Genomic DNA, 15527 nt, shown 5'->3' on the forward strand with positions numbered 1-15527 from the left:
CCGACGGCAATCCGCTCCTACGCCCAGGCGAGTTCCGATCGGGCCAGCGCGCCATCGCGTCGGCTGGCTCCCTGCAAGACGACGAAACCGGCGCCATCGCGATCGCCGGCGACCGGCTGCACGACGAAACCGCTCGACCTTCTCCTTTCCTCACCGCCGATTCGATGCATTGCATCGCGCCGCATCTGTGACTGCGCCGACAGTTGCGATCGCGGCCGCCGTTTCTTGTCCGTCGCCGGCAGGCGCCCGCGTTATCCGCTGAGAACGCTGCTCGCGAAAGCGGCCGACGCTCGCGGCGTCCGCTGCGGGGCCGGCATCGCGGGCCGGACATTCCATCGACCCCGGAGAACAGCAGGATGCGCTATTCACGCCGCGATTTTCTGACCACCGCCGCGACCGCGCTGGGCGGAACGATGTTGCCGTTCGGTTCCGCGCTGGCGTCGTCCGGCGACCTCGGCGCGCCGCCGGCGCGCGCCCGCTATCGCCGCGTCGACGTCAACACCGCCGAAGGTCAGAAGATGCTGGCCAGCTACGCCCGCGGCGTCGAGGCGATGCTCAAGCTTCCGGCCGATCACCCGCACAACTGGTTCCGCAACGCGTTCGTCCACTTCCTCGACTGCCCGCACGGCAACTGGTGGTTCTATGTCTGGCACCGCGGCTATGTCGGCTATTTCGAGCGCACCATCCGCAAGTACAGCGGCGACCCGAACTTCGCCATGCCGTTCTGGGACTGGACCCGGCACCGGGAAATCCCCGCCGGGATGTTCGACGGCGTGCTCAGCCCCACCGACGGCGCTTATGCGCCGTACACCGGCAATCTGAAGAAGTTCACCGACTTCTGCGAGCAGGCGATGCGGAGGTACTGGAACTCGCTGTCGTCGGCCCAGCTCAAGCAATTGGCGGGGCGCGGCTACACCTCCTTCGACACGATGTGGGCCGGCGTCACCGGTTACGACGCGCAGCAGAAATACGGCATTTCCGGCAACATGGCCTTCGCCATCACCTGCGGCGCGCGCTACCTGTCGCGCGCCAACCCCCACCTCGACGCCAAGACCTCGTACGACGTCTCGCCGTTCGTGATCAACTCCGGGCTCAGCCCGACGGTCTACTACGACCCGGTGATCAGCCGCAGCTTCACCAGCACCAAGACCGAATCGCATCTGATCATGCCGGACGGGGCGACCCAGTTCTCGACCCTGGAGCACTACCCGCACAACAAGGTGCACAACTGCATCGGCGGCGTCGCCGCGGTCGACCCGGGCCCCTACGGCAACATGACCAATTTCCTGTCGCCGGTGGACCCGATCTTCTACCTCCATCACTCCAACATGGACCGCTTGTGGGACGTGTGGACGCGCCGGCAACTCGCCGCCGGCGGGCCGATCCTGCCGACCGGCGACGATCTGCAACCGTTCCTGCAGGAGCCGTTCCTGTTCTACGTCGACGGCGACGGCAACTACGTCGGCCCGCGCAAGGCCGGCGACTACGTCAGCACGGCCGTGTTCGACTACGACTACGGCCCGGGCTACGGCAGCGCCGAGCAGTCCTTGGTCAGCGTCCGGTCGACGGCCTCGGCGCCGGCAGCGCCGATCAGGGGCAGCGTGCAGGCCGGGGTTTCGACCGCGACGGTGCCGGCCGCGCTGGTCCGGCGCCATCTGGAGCAGGCGCGGCCCGCCGCCTTGTTCGCCGAGATCAGCCTGGACCGTCCGGACAGCGCGGCGCGCGAGTTCGATGTGCTGGTGAACGCCCCGGCGGACGTGCAGCAGGTCGATGCCGACAGCCCGTACTACGCCGGCACCATCGCCTTCTTCGGCCCGACCATGGCCGGCATGTCGCATGCTTCGACCTTCGCCGTGCCGCTGCCCAAGACGCTGCGCGCCTTCACCCAGCTCGAAGGAGACAGCGCGCAGCTGAGCATCCGCCTGGTGACCTCGACCTCGCAGCGCGCCGAGCCGGTCGCGGTGAAGGCCTTGTCGATCGTCCCGGGCGACTGAGCGGAGCCGGACGTGTCCCGGGCCGGCGCAGCCTTGGTCTTGCTCTTGCTGGTCGGGCAAGGCGGCTGCGCGGCGCCGGGAGACGTCGCCACTGTGACCCTGCCGCGCCCGCGCGACATCGGCGAATCGGTGTTCCTGGAGGTGCAGGTCGGCCGCCTCGGCTCGGGCCATGAGATCGAACTGAGCACCGAGTCCGGACGGCCGCTGGGGGTGATTTCGCCGCACGGCATCGGCCCCGGGCGCGACGCGGGCACCTACGCCGTGCCCCTGCCCGCCTACGCGGTGCGCGACGGCCGGGTGCGCGTGCGCCTGCGCGTGACCCGCGCCGGCGACGCGCCGCGGCGGCCGGATGACAGCGAGGTACGCGGCCTGCGGGTGGTCATGGGACGTTGAACGCGGGCCGCCTGCGTGCCGACTGGAGGCTCAGCGCGCCGGCGCCGCTTCGCTGAGCCGGCGGTACAGCGTCTGCGCATCGGCGAAGTTCAGGCCGGCGACGCGCACCTTGCCGTCGCCGATCTCGCCCATCACCGTGGCCACGGTCAGCACGCGGCCGGCGGCGACCACGGCCATGCGCTTGCCGACATTGTCGGCGGTGACCTGGCGCAAACGCTGCGCGCCGGCCGGGTCGAGCCGCAGATCCAGCGCGGCGAAACCGTCGTCTTCGGCCACCATCGCCACCGTGGCGACCTCGCCGCGCGCGACGATCGGCTGCGGCTGCAGGCTCACTTCGACCGGCGCGCCGTCGACCGGATGGAGCATCGCCAGCTTCAATGCGCCGGCCCGGTCCGTTTCGGCCTCGAGATAGAACGCGACATCGCCCTGCACTGGCCGGCCCACGGCCGCGGCCTCGGGCGAAGACGCGTCGGTCGTCGTGCGATGGGCGCAGCCCAGCGCCGAGACGGCCAGGGCCAGCGCCAAGGCGCAGCGGCCCCGGCGCACCGGCATCACTGCCGGGCCAGGGCGAAGTCGATCGCCGCGCACACCGCCGCCGCCTGCGCGGCGTTGCACTGTTCCGGCGTGGCGCGCGGGCTGTCCGGATAGACCTCGGTGGTGGTGGTGTAGCGCGCGTCGGTGATGCCGGCGCACAGGCCGAGCTGCTTGACCGGGTAATTGATCACGCCGTGGGCGACCACCGGCGAGCCGATGATCTCGCCCTGGGCGTCCGGCGGCGCGATATGGGTGACCTGCTCGACCGCGGCGATCACCGCCTGCTGGAACTCCGGCTGCGGATTGTCGGTGTCGCCGACCAGATAGAAGCCGTCGGGGATCTCGCCGGGCTCGAACGGCTTGCCGTCGCGCGCGGCCAGCGCCGGACGGAACTCGGATTCGTCGCTGTCGGTGGTCTCGTGCAGGTCGATGTGCAGCAGCACCTGCGCCCGCACCGGCGCGACCAGGCGCAACAGCGCCGCCGATTCCTGCGCCGGGCTGTTCTCGCGGAACGAGCGGTTGGGATCGATCGCATCGACGTTCCAGCGGTGGATGCGCTCGTAGGCCCAGGGGCTGATGCAGGGCGCGACCAGCAGGTTGGCGCGGCCGGCGTAATCGGCGGCATGCCGGTCGAGGAACCGCAGCGCGCCGTGCACGCCGCTGGTCTCGTAGCCGTGCACGCCGCCGGTCACCAGCGCCACCGGCAGGCTTGCGTCCCAGTCGCGGCTCTTGACCGCGAACAGCGGATAGGCGTCGGGGGCGTAGTCCAGGCGGCCGTATTCGACCACCTCGAAACGCTCGCGCAGGCCTTCGATCGCGCTCAGCACATCGTCGGCATAGCTGCGATGGCGGACCTGGCGCGCGCGCCATTGCGCGACCTCCTCCGCGCCCCAGGGGCGGCCGGGCGTACCGATCGGATAGAAGGCTGGGGCGGTCATCGCGGCGCTCGCTCTGGCAGGGTCCGAAAGGCCGGCATTTTAGCACCCCGGTCCGGGGCGAAATTTTTTTCCCGGACCGTGTCGATCCGGGCCGCGCCGGTTCGTCGCTTGAGATGACAGCGCCCATCCGGCCCCGCCGGCCCTTTCGATCAGGAGTCATCCATGTCCTTCCAGGCCTATCTCGACAACATCCAGACCAAGACCGGCAAGAGCCCGGCCGACTTCCGCGCCCTGGCGGCGAAGAAAGGCTATAGCGACGCCAAGGGCCTGCGGCCCGGGGTCAAGGCCGGCCAGGTGCTGGCCTGGCTGAAACAGGACTTCGAGCTCGGCCAGGGCCACGGCATGGCCATCGTCGCCTTGCTCAAGGGCATGAAGAAAGAAGGCGACCGCTGAGTCGCTCCTCCCCTGCGGGCCGCGCCCGCCTCATCCTCAAGGAATTCCCCATGAAGAAGTTCGTCGCCATCTTCACCGGCACGCCCGGCTCGATGGACGCCTGGCAGAAGCTCGACCCGCAGACCCGCGCCGAGCGCGACCAGGCCGGCATGCAGGCCTGGGAACAATGGGTGCAGACCCATGCCGACATCATCGTCGACCACGGCGGCCCGCTCGGCAAGACCAAGCGCATCTCCAAGGACGGCATCGCCGACATCCGCAACGCGCTGGCCGGCTACACCGTAGTCCAGGCCGAGTCGCACGCGGCCGCGGCCAAGCTGTTCGAGAACCATCCGCACTTCACCATCTTCCCCGGCGACGGAGTCGAGGTGATGGAGTGCTTGCCGATTCCGGGAATGTAACCGTCCGCGCCATCCCGCGCTCTACGCGTACCGAGCGGCCACCGCCGCCACCAGCGCGTAGCGCGCGGTCTTGGCCAGGGCGACCAACGGCAGGAACACCCGCAACGGCTCGCGCATCATTCCGGCGGCCAGGGTCAGCGGGTCGCCGATCACCGGCATCCAGCTCAGCAGCAAGCTCCAGCGGCCGTAGCGGCCGTACCAGGCGCGGGCACGGGCCAGCGCCGCCGGCCTGACCGGAAACCAGCGCCGGTCGCTGAAGCGCATCGCCTCGCGGCCCAACCACCAATTGAGCAGCGAGCCGAGCACGTTGCCGACGCTGGCCGTCGGCACCAGCCATAGCGGCGTGTGGCCGGCGACGACCAGGCCGGCCAGCACGCCTTCCGATTGCGCCGGCAGCAAGGTGGCGGCGACGAACGCCGCCACGAACAGGCCCAGGTAAACCATGTCCGCGAACATCGCGGGGATCGACGGAGTCGAGCCTCGCTCGACCCCGTCGTCCCCGACGCATCACCAGATCCGCACGCGCTGTTCCGGCGCCAGGTACATCGCATCGCCCGGCTTGACCTCGAACGCGCGGTACCACGGGTCGAAGTTGCGCAGCGGGCCGTTGGCGCGGTACTGCGACGGCGAATGCGGGTTGGTCTTGATCTGGTTCAGCAGCGCCTCGTCGCGGTACTTGCCCTTCCAGATCTGGCCCCAGGACAGGAAGAAGCGCTGGTCGCCGCTGAGGCCGTCGATCACCGGCGCCGGCTTGCCGCCCAGGCTCAGCTGATAGGCGGTGTAGGCCATCGAGATGCCGCCCAGGTCGCCGATATTCTCGCCCATGGTCAGGGCGCCGTTGACGCACTGCCCCGGCAGCGGGCAGTAGGCGTCGTACTGGGCGCCCAGCGCCTTGGTGCGCTGCTCGAAACCGGCGCGGTCGGCGTCGGTCCACCAGTTGCGCTGGATGCCGGCGAAGTCGGACTTGCTGCCCTGGTCGTCGAAGCCGTGGCCCATCTCGTGGCCGATCACCGCACCGATGCCGCCGTAGTTCACCGCCGGGTCGGCGTTGAGGTCGAAGAACGGCGCCTGCAGGATGCCGGCCGGGAACACGATCTCGTTGAAGGTCGAGTTGTAGTAGGCGTTGACCGTCTGCGGGGTCATGAACCACTCGTCGCGATCCGGACGGGTGCCGATCCGGCGCACCTGGTCGTTGCGACCGTAGGCGCGCAACTGCATCACGTTGGCCATCAGGTCGTTCGGCACGATGGCGACGCTGGAGTAATCGCGCCACTTGTCCGGATAGCCGACCTTGGGCCGGAAGGTCGACAGCTTGCGATAGGCCTCGGCCTTGGTCGCATCGCCCATCCAGTCGATCTTCTCGATGTTGCTGCGCAGGGCTTTGCGCAGGTTCTCGACCAGCGCCTGCATCGCCGCCTTGGCCTGCGGCGAGAAATTGCGCTCGACGTAGAGCTTGCCCATCGCATCGCCGAGGCCGTCCATGCCGGTGACCGCGGCCACCGCGCGCTTCCAGTCGTCGCGCTGCGCCTTCTGGCCGCTCAGCACGGTGCCGTTGAAGGCGAACGCGGCGTCGTCGATCTCGCGGCTCAGCAAGCCGGCGTTGTTGCGCACGGCGTGGAAGGTCAGGTAGTCGCGCCACACCGCCAGCGGGGTCTTGCCGATTACGTCCAGCACCGGCTGCACCGCGCTCGGGGTGGCTACGTTGACCCGGTCGATCGCCGGCATGCCCTGCGCCTTCAACTGCGCCGCCCAGTCGTAGCCGGTGTACTGCTTGCCGAGCTCGGCGAAGCTGGAGACGTTGTAGGTCTTGTCGCGGTCGCGCAGCTTGGCGCGCTCCCACTGCGGCTTGGCCAGTTCGGTCTCCAGCGCCAGCACCGCTTGCGCGCGCGCCTTGGCGTCGCTCACCCCGGCGAAGCCGAGCATGCGTTCGATGTGGGCCAGGTAAGCGGTGCGGATGCCGACGAAGCGCGCGTCCTGGTTGAGGTAGTAGTCGCGGTCCGGCAGGCCGAGGCCGCCGACGCGCAGGCCGACCAGGTACTGGTCCGGGTCCTTGCGGTCCAGGTCCACGCCCAGGCGCACCGGCGCGGCGCTGCCGTCGAGGTCGGCGCGGCCGAACGCGGCGATCAGCGCCGGCTGCGAATCGATCTTGGCGATCCGGTCCAGCACCGGCTGCAGCGGACGGATGCCGGCGGCGTCGCGCGCGGCGCGGTCCATGTAGCTGGCGTAGTAGTCGCGCAGCTTGCGCGCGTCGCTGCCGGGGGCCAGGTCCTGGCGCTGGCGCAGTTCTTCGATGATCGCGTGCACCTGCGCCTCGGACTGGTCGCGCAGCGCGTTGAACGAGCCGTAGGAGGTCTCGTAGTCCTTGAGCTGGTAGCTGTCCAGCCAGTGGCCGTTGACGTAGCGGTTGAAGTCGTCGCCCGGCTTGACCTGGGTATCGCGCGCGCTCAGATCGACGCCGAAGCTTCCCAGTCGCGGCTGGCCCTGGGCGCCGGCCCCGGCGGCCTGGACGGAGGGGACGGCCAATGCGGCGGCGAGCGCCAGGCCCAGGCTCAAACGTGAAAGCTTCATGGTGGTGCGGTCCCCGGTGGAAAAGGCGCAGCCTAGCGCAGCGCCGGGGACCTGTCCTGGGCCGATGGTATGGCCACCGGCGGCCGGATTCGGCAAAGCCGCTGCGCGTCCCGGCGGCCGCGCTGCGGCGCGCCGGGACGGGCGTTCAGGCCTTGCCGGCCGGCTTCTTGGCGGCCTTCTTGGCCGCCGTTTTCCCGGCCGCCCTGGCGGGCGCCTTGCCGGCGGCCGGGGCCGCGGCCGTCTTCTTGACCGCTTTCTTGACCGCTTTCTTGGCCGGCTTCTCGGCTGCCTTCTTGACCGTCTTCTCGATCGCCTTGTTGGCAGCGTTCGCGGCCGCGCCCGCCGGCGCGGCCGACCGGGTCGCCGCCTTCTTGACCGCCTTCTTGGCCGCCGCGCCGGCCTTGGCCGAGGCGTTGAGCGCCGCGGCGGCGCGGATCAGCGCCTGCAAGGCCTTGCCGTCGATCGCCACGCCCTCGCGGAAGTCGATCGCCCGGCGGGTATTGCCGTCGAGGCTGGAATTGAACAAGCCGCTCGGGTCGTCCAGCGCGGCGCCCTTGGCGAAGGTCAGCTTGACCGCGCTCTTGTAGACCTCGCCGGTGCATACGATGCCGCCGCTCGACCACACCGGCACGCCCCACTTCCATTCTTCGACGATCCCCGGCTCGGCCTGCAGGATCAGCTTGCGCGCCTGGGCCAGGGTCTTGCCGCGCCAGTCGGGCAGGCCCGCGATGCGCTCGTCGATCTTCGCCGACGCCGCCTGGTCGTCTCCGCCGCCGGTACCGCCATGCTTGCTCTTCATGCCTGGTCGTCTCCAAATAAAGTGGGGGATCGCCGCAACGCTAGATCCGTTCCCCGGGCAAACGGCTGGCCTGTTCGGCCCAGGCCAGGAATTGCGCCTGGTCGAACGGCTGGTTTTCGTACACGTGCAGATAGCGCGTATGCGCGTTCTTCGATGGCTCCGGCGGCATCGGCCGCAGCGAGGTGCCGCGGAAAAACGCCAGCTTGATGTAGCGGTCGAAGCAATGAAAGCTCAGGAACCACCCCTCGCCGCGGATGCCGTAAAACGGCGAGTTCCACTTGACCGCCTTGTGCACGTTCGGCACCGCTTCGACGATCAGCGCATCCAGGCACTGTCCGAGCGCGCGTTTCCAGCCCGGCATCGCCGCGATATAGGCCTGCACCGGCGCATCGCCCTCGCCTTTGGCGATCTGCGGATTGCCGCCCGACAATAGCGGCGGCGCTTTGCCGGCGGCGGAACCCGCTCGGGCCGGCTTCGCAGCGGTGCTGGCCGCGGTCTTGCCGGCCGTCGTTGTCTCCGCCGCGGCCGGCCCGGTCGCGGCCTTCTTGGCGACCGGTTTGGTCGGCCGTTCGCCGGCGGCGCGACGGACCGGGGAACGGGGCGTCTTCGCGGTCATGGCGCAGCTCCCTGTGCGGTGACCGCTCTTTATACCCCGACCCGCTGCGCCGGCCGCATCCGGGCTATCCCCAGTGTCCGTCCGCATCGGCGCTGCCGGCCCGCGACGCGCCTACCGCCGCGCCGGTCGAGAAAACCGGGCGTGCGCCTTATCCTGGACGCCGCATTCGCCCGACCAGGAACACCCGCCGTGCCGCATTACTCAGGCCCCCTGCTGACCGCGCCGCTGGCCGACCAACTGCTCGCCGCGCGCGCCGCCGGCCACGGCGAATGGAGCGGTTCGCTGGACCTGGACCGCTCCAGCGGCAGCGCAGCGCTGCGAGCCGACGCCTGGCATTGGCAGGGGCAGGCCTATCCCTACCCGGCCAAGCTCAAGGACCGCACCATCTACTACTGGGACGGCGCGGACTTCGCCGCGGTCTCGCGCTACGCCGGCTCGCTGATCAAGCTGGTGCCCACGCCATGGGGCGCGCCGACCTTCGAGATCGACGGCATCAAGATGCTGCCGACCGCAAAGACCTCGCCGCTCGACGACGCGCGGCGCAAGGTCGCGCTGATCGAACCGCGCGGCAAGAGCGTGCTCGACACCTGCGGCGGCCTGGGCTATTTCGCCGCCTGCTGCCTGGAAGCCGGCGCGGCGCGGATCCGGTCGTTCGAGAAGAACGAAAGCGTGCTGTGGCTGCGCACGCTCAATCCCTGGTCGCCGGACCCCGATGCGCCGGCCAGCGGCGGCCGCCTGCAACTGAGCCATGGCGACGTGTCGCAGGCGATCGCCGGAATCGGCGACGCTTCGGTCGACGCCTTGCTGCACGACCCGCCGCGCTTCGGCATCGCCGGCGAACTGTATTCGCAGGCCTTCTACGAGCAACTGGCGCGCGTGCTGCGCCGCGGCGGCCGGCTGTTCCACTACACCGGCAGCCCGAACAAGCTCACCAGCGGCCGCGACGTGCCGCGCGAAGTCGCCAAGCGCCTGGACAAGGCCGGCTTCAAGGCCGAACTGGCCCTCGACGGCGTGCTGGCGACCCGGCGCTGAGGCTCAGGGCGCGGCCGCCAGCGCCGCGAGCGAACGCACCGCCTCGGCCACCGCCTTGGGATCTTCGCGGTGGATGTTGTGGCCGGTGGCGTAGTAGCGATGGCTGCCGCGGACGAAACCGGCGAACAGTTCGGCGTGCTGGCGCTTCCAGATCGCCTTGCCTTGCGCGGTTTCTTCCAGCACGAACGGCTCGGCGGCCACCAGGGTCGAGGTCATCAACGCCACCGGCACGTCGGCCGGCGCGCGCGGCGTCGCCGCGTCGGCGCGGTCGAGCTGTTCGACCAGCAAGCGGTAGTCCGCCGCCATCGGCGGCGGCAGCATGCCGAGCAAGGCGCGGTCGTCGGCCGCCACCCGCTCGGGGTCGGCCTGCTTGAACGCGTGGCGCTGGCTCATCGTGGCCGGGTCGACCAGCACCACGCCGAGCAGGCGTTGCGGGTGGCGGCGCGCGAACTCGCTGGCGAGCAGGCCGCCGTAGGAGTGGCCGACCAGCACCAGCTTGCGCTGCGGCGCCAGCGTGTCGATCACCGCGTGCAGGTCCTGCAGGTGTTGCTCGATGCTTTGCGGCCGGGCGGCGCGGGTATAGGCGATGCAGCTGCAGTCGGCGCCGAGTTCGGCGATGGTCTGCTTCCACACGCCCGCGCCCTGGCCGAAACCGGATTCGAACACCACCGTCACCGGTCCCTGCCCTTGCTGCTGCGCCTGCAGGCTATAGCCGTCGCGCTGCACCTGGCTGTCGCCGGCCTGCGCCGCCGCCGCGCACAGCAGACCCAACGCCAGCACCGTCGATCGTCCCCACCGCATCGCCTTGTCCATATCCGCTCCCTTGTGGTCGACAGGGCGAACCGATCGTTTCGGTCTCGGCCGCGCCTCGATGAACACAATGCTAGCGTTGTACATTACCAACACACCCTGCCAAAAGACTGCATGACTTTCGGACTGCGGCGGATCGGCGGTTCCGCATCGACGCCATGCTCAGGCCTCGGCGTCGACGCACCAGCAGGCGGCCTGGAAGCGGATCCGGTCGCCGCGCAGGTACGGCGCGAACGCCGGCACGATCGCCTCGACGATCTTCGCCCGCGTGGCCGCGTCGGCCGCCGCCAACGCCAGCCCCACCGGCCCTAACCGGCTCAGGTAGCCCGGCAATTCGCGCGCGGCGAAGCCGCACTCGACCTCGAACCCGCGCAAGCCGATCGCCCGCCAACCGGCCTGGCGCAAGATCTCGCGCACGTGTTGCGCATCGGCGAACGCGAACTGGCCCGGGCCGCCCGGCGACCGCGGCGGCAGGCTCGGCAACAGCGGCGCCGCCGCTCGCTCGGCGGTGGTCATGAACGGATTCTCCGCCGCGCCGCGCCAAGCCACGAAACGCATCGCGCCGCCTTCGCGCAGCGCACCGCGCAAGCGCGCGAACGCAGCGACTGGGTCGTCGAAGAACATCACGCCCAGGCGCGACAGGATCTGGTCGTAACGCGCGCCGCCGAACTCGTGGCGCTGCGCATCGGCGCAGACGAAGCGCGCATCGACGGCTTCGCGTTCGGCACGGGCGCGGGCCAGTCCGATCATCGGCGCGGAGATGTCGACGCCGGTGCAGCGCGCGCCGGCGCGCGCCGCCGCCAGCGCCAGCGCGCCGGTGCCGCAGCCCACGTCCAACACCTCGGCGCCGGGGCGTCGCGATACCGGTTCCAGCAATACCGGCAGCAACGGCGCGAGCATCGCGTCCAGCACGGCCTGGCTCTCGACCCAGGCCTGGCCGGCGGGGCCGTTCCACAGCGCGGCCTGATCGATGTCCGGCGGGGTCGGTTCGGCCGGGGCTTCGGGGTCGAAGTCGTAACGGGTCGGGACGGTCATGGCGGCTTGCCTGGCGAGGAAGGAGTCCGCACCATGCCACTTCAAGTTCGCTTGAGGTCAAGCCCGTGCAGTGCCTGGATATCGCCCAAGTCGCCCGCGCCTCCGGCGTGCCCGCCTCGACCCTGCGCTTCTACGAAGAAAAGGGCCTGATCGCTTCGCTCGGCCGGCGCGGCCTGCGCCGGCTGTTCGCCGCCGACGTGCTCGAACGCCTGGCCCTGATCGCGCTCGGCCGCGCCGCCGGCTTCTCGCTGGAGGAAATCGGCCGGGTGTTCGCCGACGGCAGCCGCGCCATCGACCGGCAGTTGCTGCTGGCCAAAGCCGACGAACTCGATCGCCGCATCCGCCGGCTCGGCGCGATGCGCGACGGCCTGCGCCATGCCGCGCGCTGTCGCGCGCCCAGCCATCGGGAATGCCCGACCTTCCAGCGCATCGTCCGCGCCGCCGGCAGCGGCGCGTTGGAGCGCCGGCAGGTCGGCGCCGACGCCGCCGCGCGCGGCGATGGGCTGGCGGCGCGCAAACGCCCGCCGCGCAAGCCCGGCGCGTGAGCGTTGCGCTCAGAAGCAGACGATGAAGCAGTAGATCTGCGACTTGTCCAAAGCCACATCGATGGTGTCGCCGTCGCGCGGCACGATCACTTTCTTCTCGAACGTCGTGCCCTCCTGCACCGCATACGACCAGTACGCGACCTGGTCGTTGGAGCCGATGTACTGGTTGCCGCGATAGACGTCGGTCCGGCCGACGACCTCGGGCCGGTTGACGATCTTTTCGTAGGAAAAGTTCGCCACCAGCAGGTACTCGCCTGCCGGCATGTTGGTGAACTCCCAGCGCCCCTCGTCGTCGAGGATGCGGGTCGACATGAAGTGCTTGAGGATCTGCAGCGGAATCTGCTCGGGTAGCTTCTTGTTGCGCTTGACCTGTTCGTACCAGACCTTGAACTCGTCGGTCATCCAGATAAGGCCGACCGCGCGGCTGCCCTTCGGCGGGTATTTCTTCTTCGCCAGCAAGGCGCCCTTGAAAAAGGTCTGGCCGCGGATCGTCGAGGCGCCCAGCGGCCGCAGCTCGGCGGTCGCCTCGCGCAGGCTCTTGCCGACGAAACGCTTGCCGTCCAGGCAAGCCAGCAGCGCTCCGCGGGCCTGGTCCAGGCCGTCGTAGGCCACCGATACCGTTGGAGCGGCGACCAACTTCAGCTGCATCTCGTCCTCGCGGTCGCGCATCGACTTCAGGGTCTGGCGGATATCGCCGGCCGGAATCGCGAGCACGCCGGCCGAGCTCGCCGCGTCGCCGGGCAGCTGCATGGCGTTGAGCCGGGTGACCGGCAGATCCTTCTGCACCAGTTCGACCTGCACCTGCTGCGGCGAGCGGGACGAAGGGATGCCGTAGCCGTCGAACAGGATGGACGATGCGCGCGAGCTCGTGGTCGGCCCGAGAATCGCCAGCCCGACCGCGCCGGCGCGCGCCGGCACGAATTTCACCGCGCAGTTCAAGCCCGGACGCGCGGCATCCTCGCGCAGCATCCATGCGCCCAGGGTCGAGCGGGTCACCAGCTTGGCCTCGGCGGCCTGGCCCGGCCCGGAAGCCGGAGTCGCGGCGGCGCCGGCTCCGGCCTGCATCGCGCTTGCGGCGCCGCACAGGCCGATCCACATCAGGCACGAAAGCAACGCCTTGCGCCGGAATACTCCGCCGGTACCGGCGTTGCGACGATGGTCGGACATCATTGGCCTCTCTCGCTTCATCCTGTCCACACGATACCCGAACCGCGCGAGCAGCGGTCCGGCCATCGCCTTCGCTTCGCCGTGGCGGCGGCTTACGTGTCGGGCGCGCCGCACGCGCGCAAGGCATCCACGCTGCGCGCCGCCATAGCGCAGTCGAAATGCCGGCGCGTCACCAGTCCGGAGCTGGCGCAGGTGGCCGAATCCTTGCTCAATTGTTCTTCGCCCAGCACCGTGGCGGCCTCCATGCCGTCCAGGCGATAGGTGTGCACGTAGTAGGCGCGGCAGTCCTGCGCGCTCGCCACGGTGGAGCCCGTGCCGGCGAGGTCGGAGCAGGCGGTGGCAAGCATCGCGACCACAAGCATGATCGAACGCAGTGTTTTCGGCATGTCGCTTTCCATGAGGTTCGCCTGCGTGGGCGGTTCGGGATCGAAGACGGGCGGCGCCGCCCGACGGCGCGGCCGGTCGTCGTGCGGATCCGCCCCGTCCACGTTCACATCGGGTTGCAGACCGGCGGGTTGGTCATTCCGAACGACAGCAGATTGCCGCCGTTGACCGTGCAGGCGTAGGTCTTTCCGCTCTTGGCCTTGATCGTCGCGTAGGTGTTGACGCCTTCGGTGCGGCGGTTGACCAGGGTGAGGTCGGACGGCGACAGTCCGAGCACACCCGAGGTCTTGGACAGGATGTCCGCATCGGTGAGGCTGTTGGTCTTGGTGGCGATAGCGCTGCAGCCGCCGAGGAAAACGCAGCCGACGGCCAGCGCAACGAAGGCCAAGCTCCGGATGTTCATGCATCACTCCTTTGAGGGGGCTCGAAAACGCCTCGCGCACGCCGCCCCGACGGACGCGCGCAGTCCTGGCCGTGGCGCCGCGTTGCGGCGGCGCGACGGCCTGGCGACCGCGAGCTCAAAGACACGTCAGGCGATCCTCGCCGGCGACCGGTTACTCGCGATGCGGCGCTAGGCTGCCCGCGCGCCCGGCGCCGGCGCAACACGGCGGTGACGAACCGGAGCGAATGCGGGACGAACCGTCGATTCCCTGCGCTCAAGCGAAGCGCGTGCGGGCGAAAGACGCCGCCGCGCCGGTCGCGCCACCGTGCAAACACGACGAAGCGATCGGGCGCCGGCGGGATGCCGTGCGCGCGACCGCTTCGGGCGACGATGCCGCCGCTGGCGCCGGCATGGCCGGCGCAGCGGCGCGCCGTTCACTGACCGCGCTTCACATGCCGGTCCAGGAAGCCGCCGATCTCGCGCGCCATTTCCACCCCGTGCGTTTCCAGGGCGAAGTGGCCGGTGTCGTACAGCTTCACCGTCGCGTTCGGGTTGTCGCGGCGGTACGGCGCGGCGCCGGCGGCGACGAAGATCTCGTCGTTGCGCCCCCACAGCACCAGCATCGGCGGCTTGCGTTCGCGGAAGTAGCGCTGCCACTGCGGGTACAGCGGCAGGTTGGTGCGGTAGTCGTAGAACAGGTCGAGCTGGATTTCCTGGTTGCCCGGGCGGTCCAGCCCGGCCTGGTCGTGGCTCCAGGCGTCGCGGCTGACCAGCGACACGTCGGGCACGCCGTTGGTGTATTGCCACTGCGTCGCCTTGGCGCTGGTCAGCCAGCGCAGCGCCTCGCGTTTGGCCGGCGCGCCGCTGCGCCAGTAGGCCTTGATCGGATCCCAGAAGCCGGCGATGCCCTCGTCGTAGGCGTTGCCGTTCTGGACCACGATCGCGCTGATCCGTTCCGGATGCGCCGTCGCCAGGCGGAAACCCACCGGCGCGCCGTAGTCCATCACGTACAGGGCGTAGCGCTTCAGGCCCAGGCGCTGGGTCAGGCCGTCCACCACTTTGGCGTAGTGGTCGAAGGTGTAGGCGAACTGCTCGCGCGGCGGCGCGGCGCTGTAGCCGAACCCCGGGTAGTCCGGAGCGATCACGCGGTAGCGCTTGGCCAGACGCGGCATCAGGTCGCGGAACATGTGCGAGGAGGTCGGGAAGCCGTGCAACAGCAGCAGCGCCGGCGCGTCGGCCGGGCCGGCTTCGCGATAGAACACCTCGACGCCGTCGATGTCGACGGTGCGGTGGCGCACCTGCTCGATGGCGGCCGCGGTCGCTGCGGCCGGCTGGACGGCGGCGGTCGCGGCGGGGGCGGCCTGGGCGGCGCCGGCAGCCAGCAGCGCGGCGGTGGTCATGCTCAACAGGGGCGCGCTCAACAAAGTCGCGCTCAACAAGGTCTTGCTCATGAGAAAGGCTCCGAAGGGTGGCCGGCTGCAGCGGGCCCGGCGACCGAGTGGGAAGGTCGTGCTGCGGGAGCCACTTTGAATCTTT

17 protein-coding genes and 1 pseudogene are annotated in these 15527 nt (G+C 70.0%); 6 read left to right on the plus strand and 12 right to left on the minus strand.

The features are described from left to right. The first annotated feature begins 356 nt into the window (after positions 1 to 356). Positions 357 to 1994: a tyrosinase family protein gene (locus AC3A57_RS06675; protein WP_487578175.1), complete on the plus strand. Its 1638-nt coding sequence runs from the start codon at positions 357 to 359 to the stop codon at positions 1992 to 1994. A 12-nt stretch (positions 1995 to 2006) separates the two neighbouring features. Continuing rightward, positions 2007 to 2387 (plus strand): hypothetical protein, encoded by a 381-nt coding sequence (locus AC3A57_RS06680; RefSeq protein WP_487578176.1) that lies wholly within the window; start codon positions 2007 to 2009, stop codon positions 2385 to 2387. A gap of 30 nt (positions 2388 to 2417) precedes the next feature. Here AC3A57_RS06680 and AC3A57_RS06685 read toward each other — a convergent pair whose 3' ends face one another. Both AC3A57_RS06685 and AC3A57_RS06690 read right to left on the minus strand, forming a co-directional pair. Then, positions 2418 to 2939 (minus strand): SecDF P1 head subdomain-containing protein, encoded by a 522-nt coding sequence (locus AC3A57_RS06685; protein ID WP_487578177.1) that lies wholly within the window; start codon positions 2937 to 2939, stop codon positions 2418 to 2420. Further along, positions 2939 to 3859, minus strand: a complete 921-nt coding sequence (locus AC3A57_RS06690) for a M14 family metallopeptidase (RefSeq protein WP_487578178.1) — start codon at positions 3857 to 3859, stop codon at positions 2939 to 2941. The genes AC3A57_RS06685 and AC3A57_RS06690 overlap by 1 nt, the downstream gene beginning before the upstream one ends. Before the next feature lie 162 nt (positions 3860 to 4021). Between AC3A57_RS06690 and AC3A57_RS06695 the strand changes: the two genes are divergently transcribed. Both AC3A57_RS06695 and AC3A57_RS06700 read left to right on the plus strand, forming a co-directional pair. Beyond that, the gene (locus AC3A57_RS06695) at positions 4022 to 4252 is read left to right on the plus strand and encodes a DUF4287 domain-containing protein (protein WP_221672271.1); all 231 of its coding nucleotides are present in this window, start codon (positions 4022 to 4024) and stop codon (positions 4250 to 4252) included. Between the two features lie 50 nt (positions 4253 to 4302). Continuing rightward, positions 4303 to 4653 carry a hypothetical protein gene (locus tag AC3A57_RS06700; RefSeq protein WP_221672270.1) on the plus strand — a complete coding sequence of 117 codons (351 nt, stop codon included), beginning with the start codon at positions 4303 to 4305 and terminating at the stop codon, positions 4651 to 4653. Positions 4654 to 4674: 21 nt separating this feature from the next. Here the strand turns inward: AC3A57_RS06700 and AC3A57_RS06705 are convergent, their stop codons facing one another. From AC3A57_RS06705 to AC3A57_RS06720, 4 genes and pseudogenes are all read right to left on the minus strand, one after another. Beyond that, positions 4675 to 5097, minus strand: coding sequence for a YqaA family protein (locus AC3A57_RS06705; RefSeq protein ID WP_487578407.1), 423 nt, complete (start codon positions 5095 to 5097; stop codon positions 4675 to 4677). Between the two features lie 63 nt (positions 5098 to 5160). Then, positions 5161 to 7221, minus strand: a complete 2061-nt coding sequence (locus tag AC3A57_RS06710; protein ID WP_487578179.1) for a M13 family metallopeptidase — start codon at positions 7219 to 7221, stop codon at positions 5161 to 5163. 400 nt (positions 7222 to 7621) lie between these two features. Further along, a pseudogene (locus AC3A57_RS06715) lies at positions 7622 to 8020 on the minus strand (DUF1801 domain-containing protein); the annotation flags it as partial. Between the two features lie 40 nt (positions 8021 to 8060). Continuing rightward, positions 8061 to 8636 (minus strand): DUF1801 domain-containing protein, encoded by a 576-nt coding sequence (locus AC3A57_RS06720; protein WP_487578180.1) that lies wholly within the window; start codon positions 8634 to 8636, stop codon positions 8061 to 8063. Between the two features lie 189 nt (positions 8637 to 8825). On the opposite strand from AC3A57_RS06720, the gene AC3A57_RS06725 reads away from it, so the two are divergent. Next, positions 8826 to 9668, plus strand: coding sequence for a class I SAM-dependent methyltransferase (locus tag AC3A57_RS06725; RefSeq protein WP_487578181.1), 843 nt, complete (start codon positions 8826 to 8828; stop codon positions 9666 to 9668). Positions 9669 to 9671: 3 nt separating this feature from the next. Here the strand turns inward: AC3A57_RS06725 and AC3A57_RS06730 are convergent, their stop codons facing one another. Both AC3A57_RS06730 and AC3A57_RS06735 read right to left on the minus strand, forming a co-directional pair. Beyond that, positions 9672 to 10469, minus strand: a complete 798-nt coding sequence (locus AC3A57_RS06730) for an alpha/beta fold hydrolase (RefSeq protein WP_487578182.1) — start codon at positions 10467 to 10469, stop codon at positions 9672 to 9674. 171 nt (positions 10470 to 10640) lie between these two features. Next, positions 10641 to 11513: a class I SAM-dependent methyltransferase gene (locus AC3A57_RS06735; RefSeq protein WP_487578183.1), complete on the minus strand. Its 873-nt coding sequence runs from the start codon at positions 11511 to 11513 to the stop codon at positions 10641 to 10643. 65 nt (positions 11514 to 11578) lie between these two features. On the opposite strand from AC3A57_RS06735, the gene AC3A57_RS06740 reads away from it, so the two are divergent. Continuing rightward, a complete protein-coding gene (locus AC3A57_RS06740) occupies positions 11579 to 12058 on the plus strand; it encodes a helix-turn-helix domain-containing protein (protein ID WP_487578184.1) in 480 nt (159 codons plus the stop codon). 9 nt (positions 12059 to 12067) lie between these two features. Here AC3A57_RS06740 and AC3A57_RS06745 read toward each other — a convergent pair whose 3' ends face one another. The 4 genes from AC3A57_RS06745 to AC3A57_RS06760 all read right to left on the minus strand — a co-directional run bounded on the left by AC3A57_RS06745 (position 12068) and on the right by AC3A57_RS06760 (position 15442). Then, positions 12068 to 13225 (minus strand): hypothetical protein, encoded by a 1158-nt coding sequence (locus tag AC3A57_RS06745; RefSeq protein ID WP_487578185.1) that lies wholly within the window; start codon positions 13223 to 13225, stop codon positions 12068 to 12070. 92 nt (positions 13226 to 13317) lie between these two features. Continuing rightward, positions 13318 to 13719 carry a hypothetical protein gene (locus AC3A57_RS06750; protein WP_487578186.1) on the minus strand — a complete coding sequence of 134 codons (402 nt, stop codon included), beginning with the start codon at positions 13717 to 13719 and terminating at the stop codon, positions 13318 to 13320. Beyond that, a complete protein-coding gene (locus AC3A57_RS06755) occupies positions 13716 to 14012 on the minus strand; it encodes a hypothetical protein (protein WP_487578187.1) in 297 nt (98 codons plus the stop codon). The genes AC3A57_RS06750 and AC3A57_RS06755 overlap by 4 nt, the downstream gene beginning before the upstream one ends. 413 nt (positions 14013 to 14425) lie before the next feature. Continuing rightward, the gene (locus tag AC3A57_RS06760; RefSeq protein ID WP_487578188.1) at positions 14426 to 15442 is read right to left on the minus strand and encodes an alpha/beta fold hydrolase; all 1017 of its coding nucleotides are present in this window, start codon (positions 15440 to 15442) and stop codon (positions 14426 to 14428) included. Positions 15443 to 15527: the final 85 nt, after the last annotated feature.

The sequence above is a fragment of the Lysobacter sp. Soil_C_15 genome (assembly GCF_057657315.1).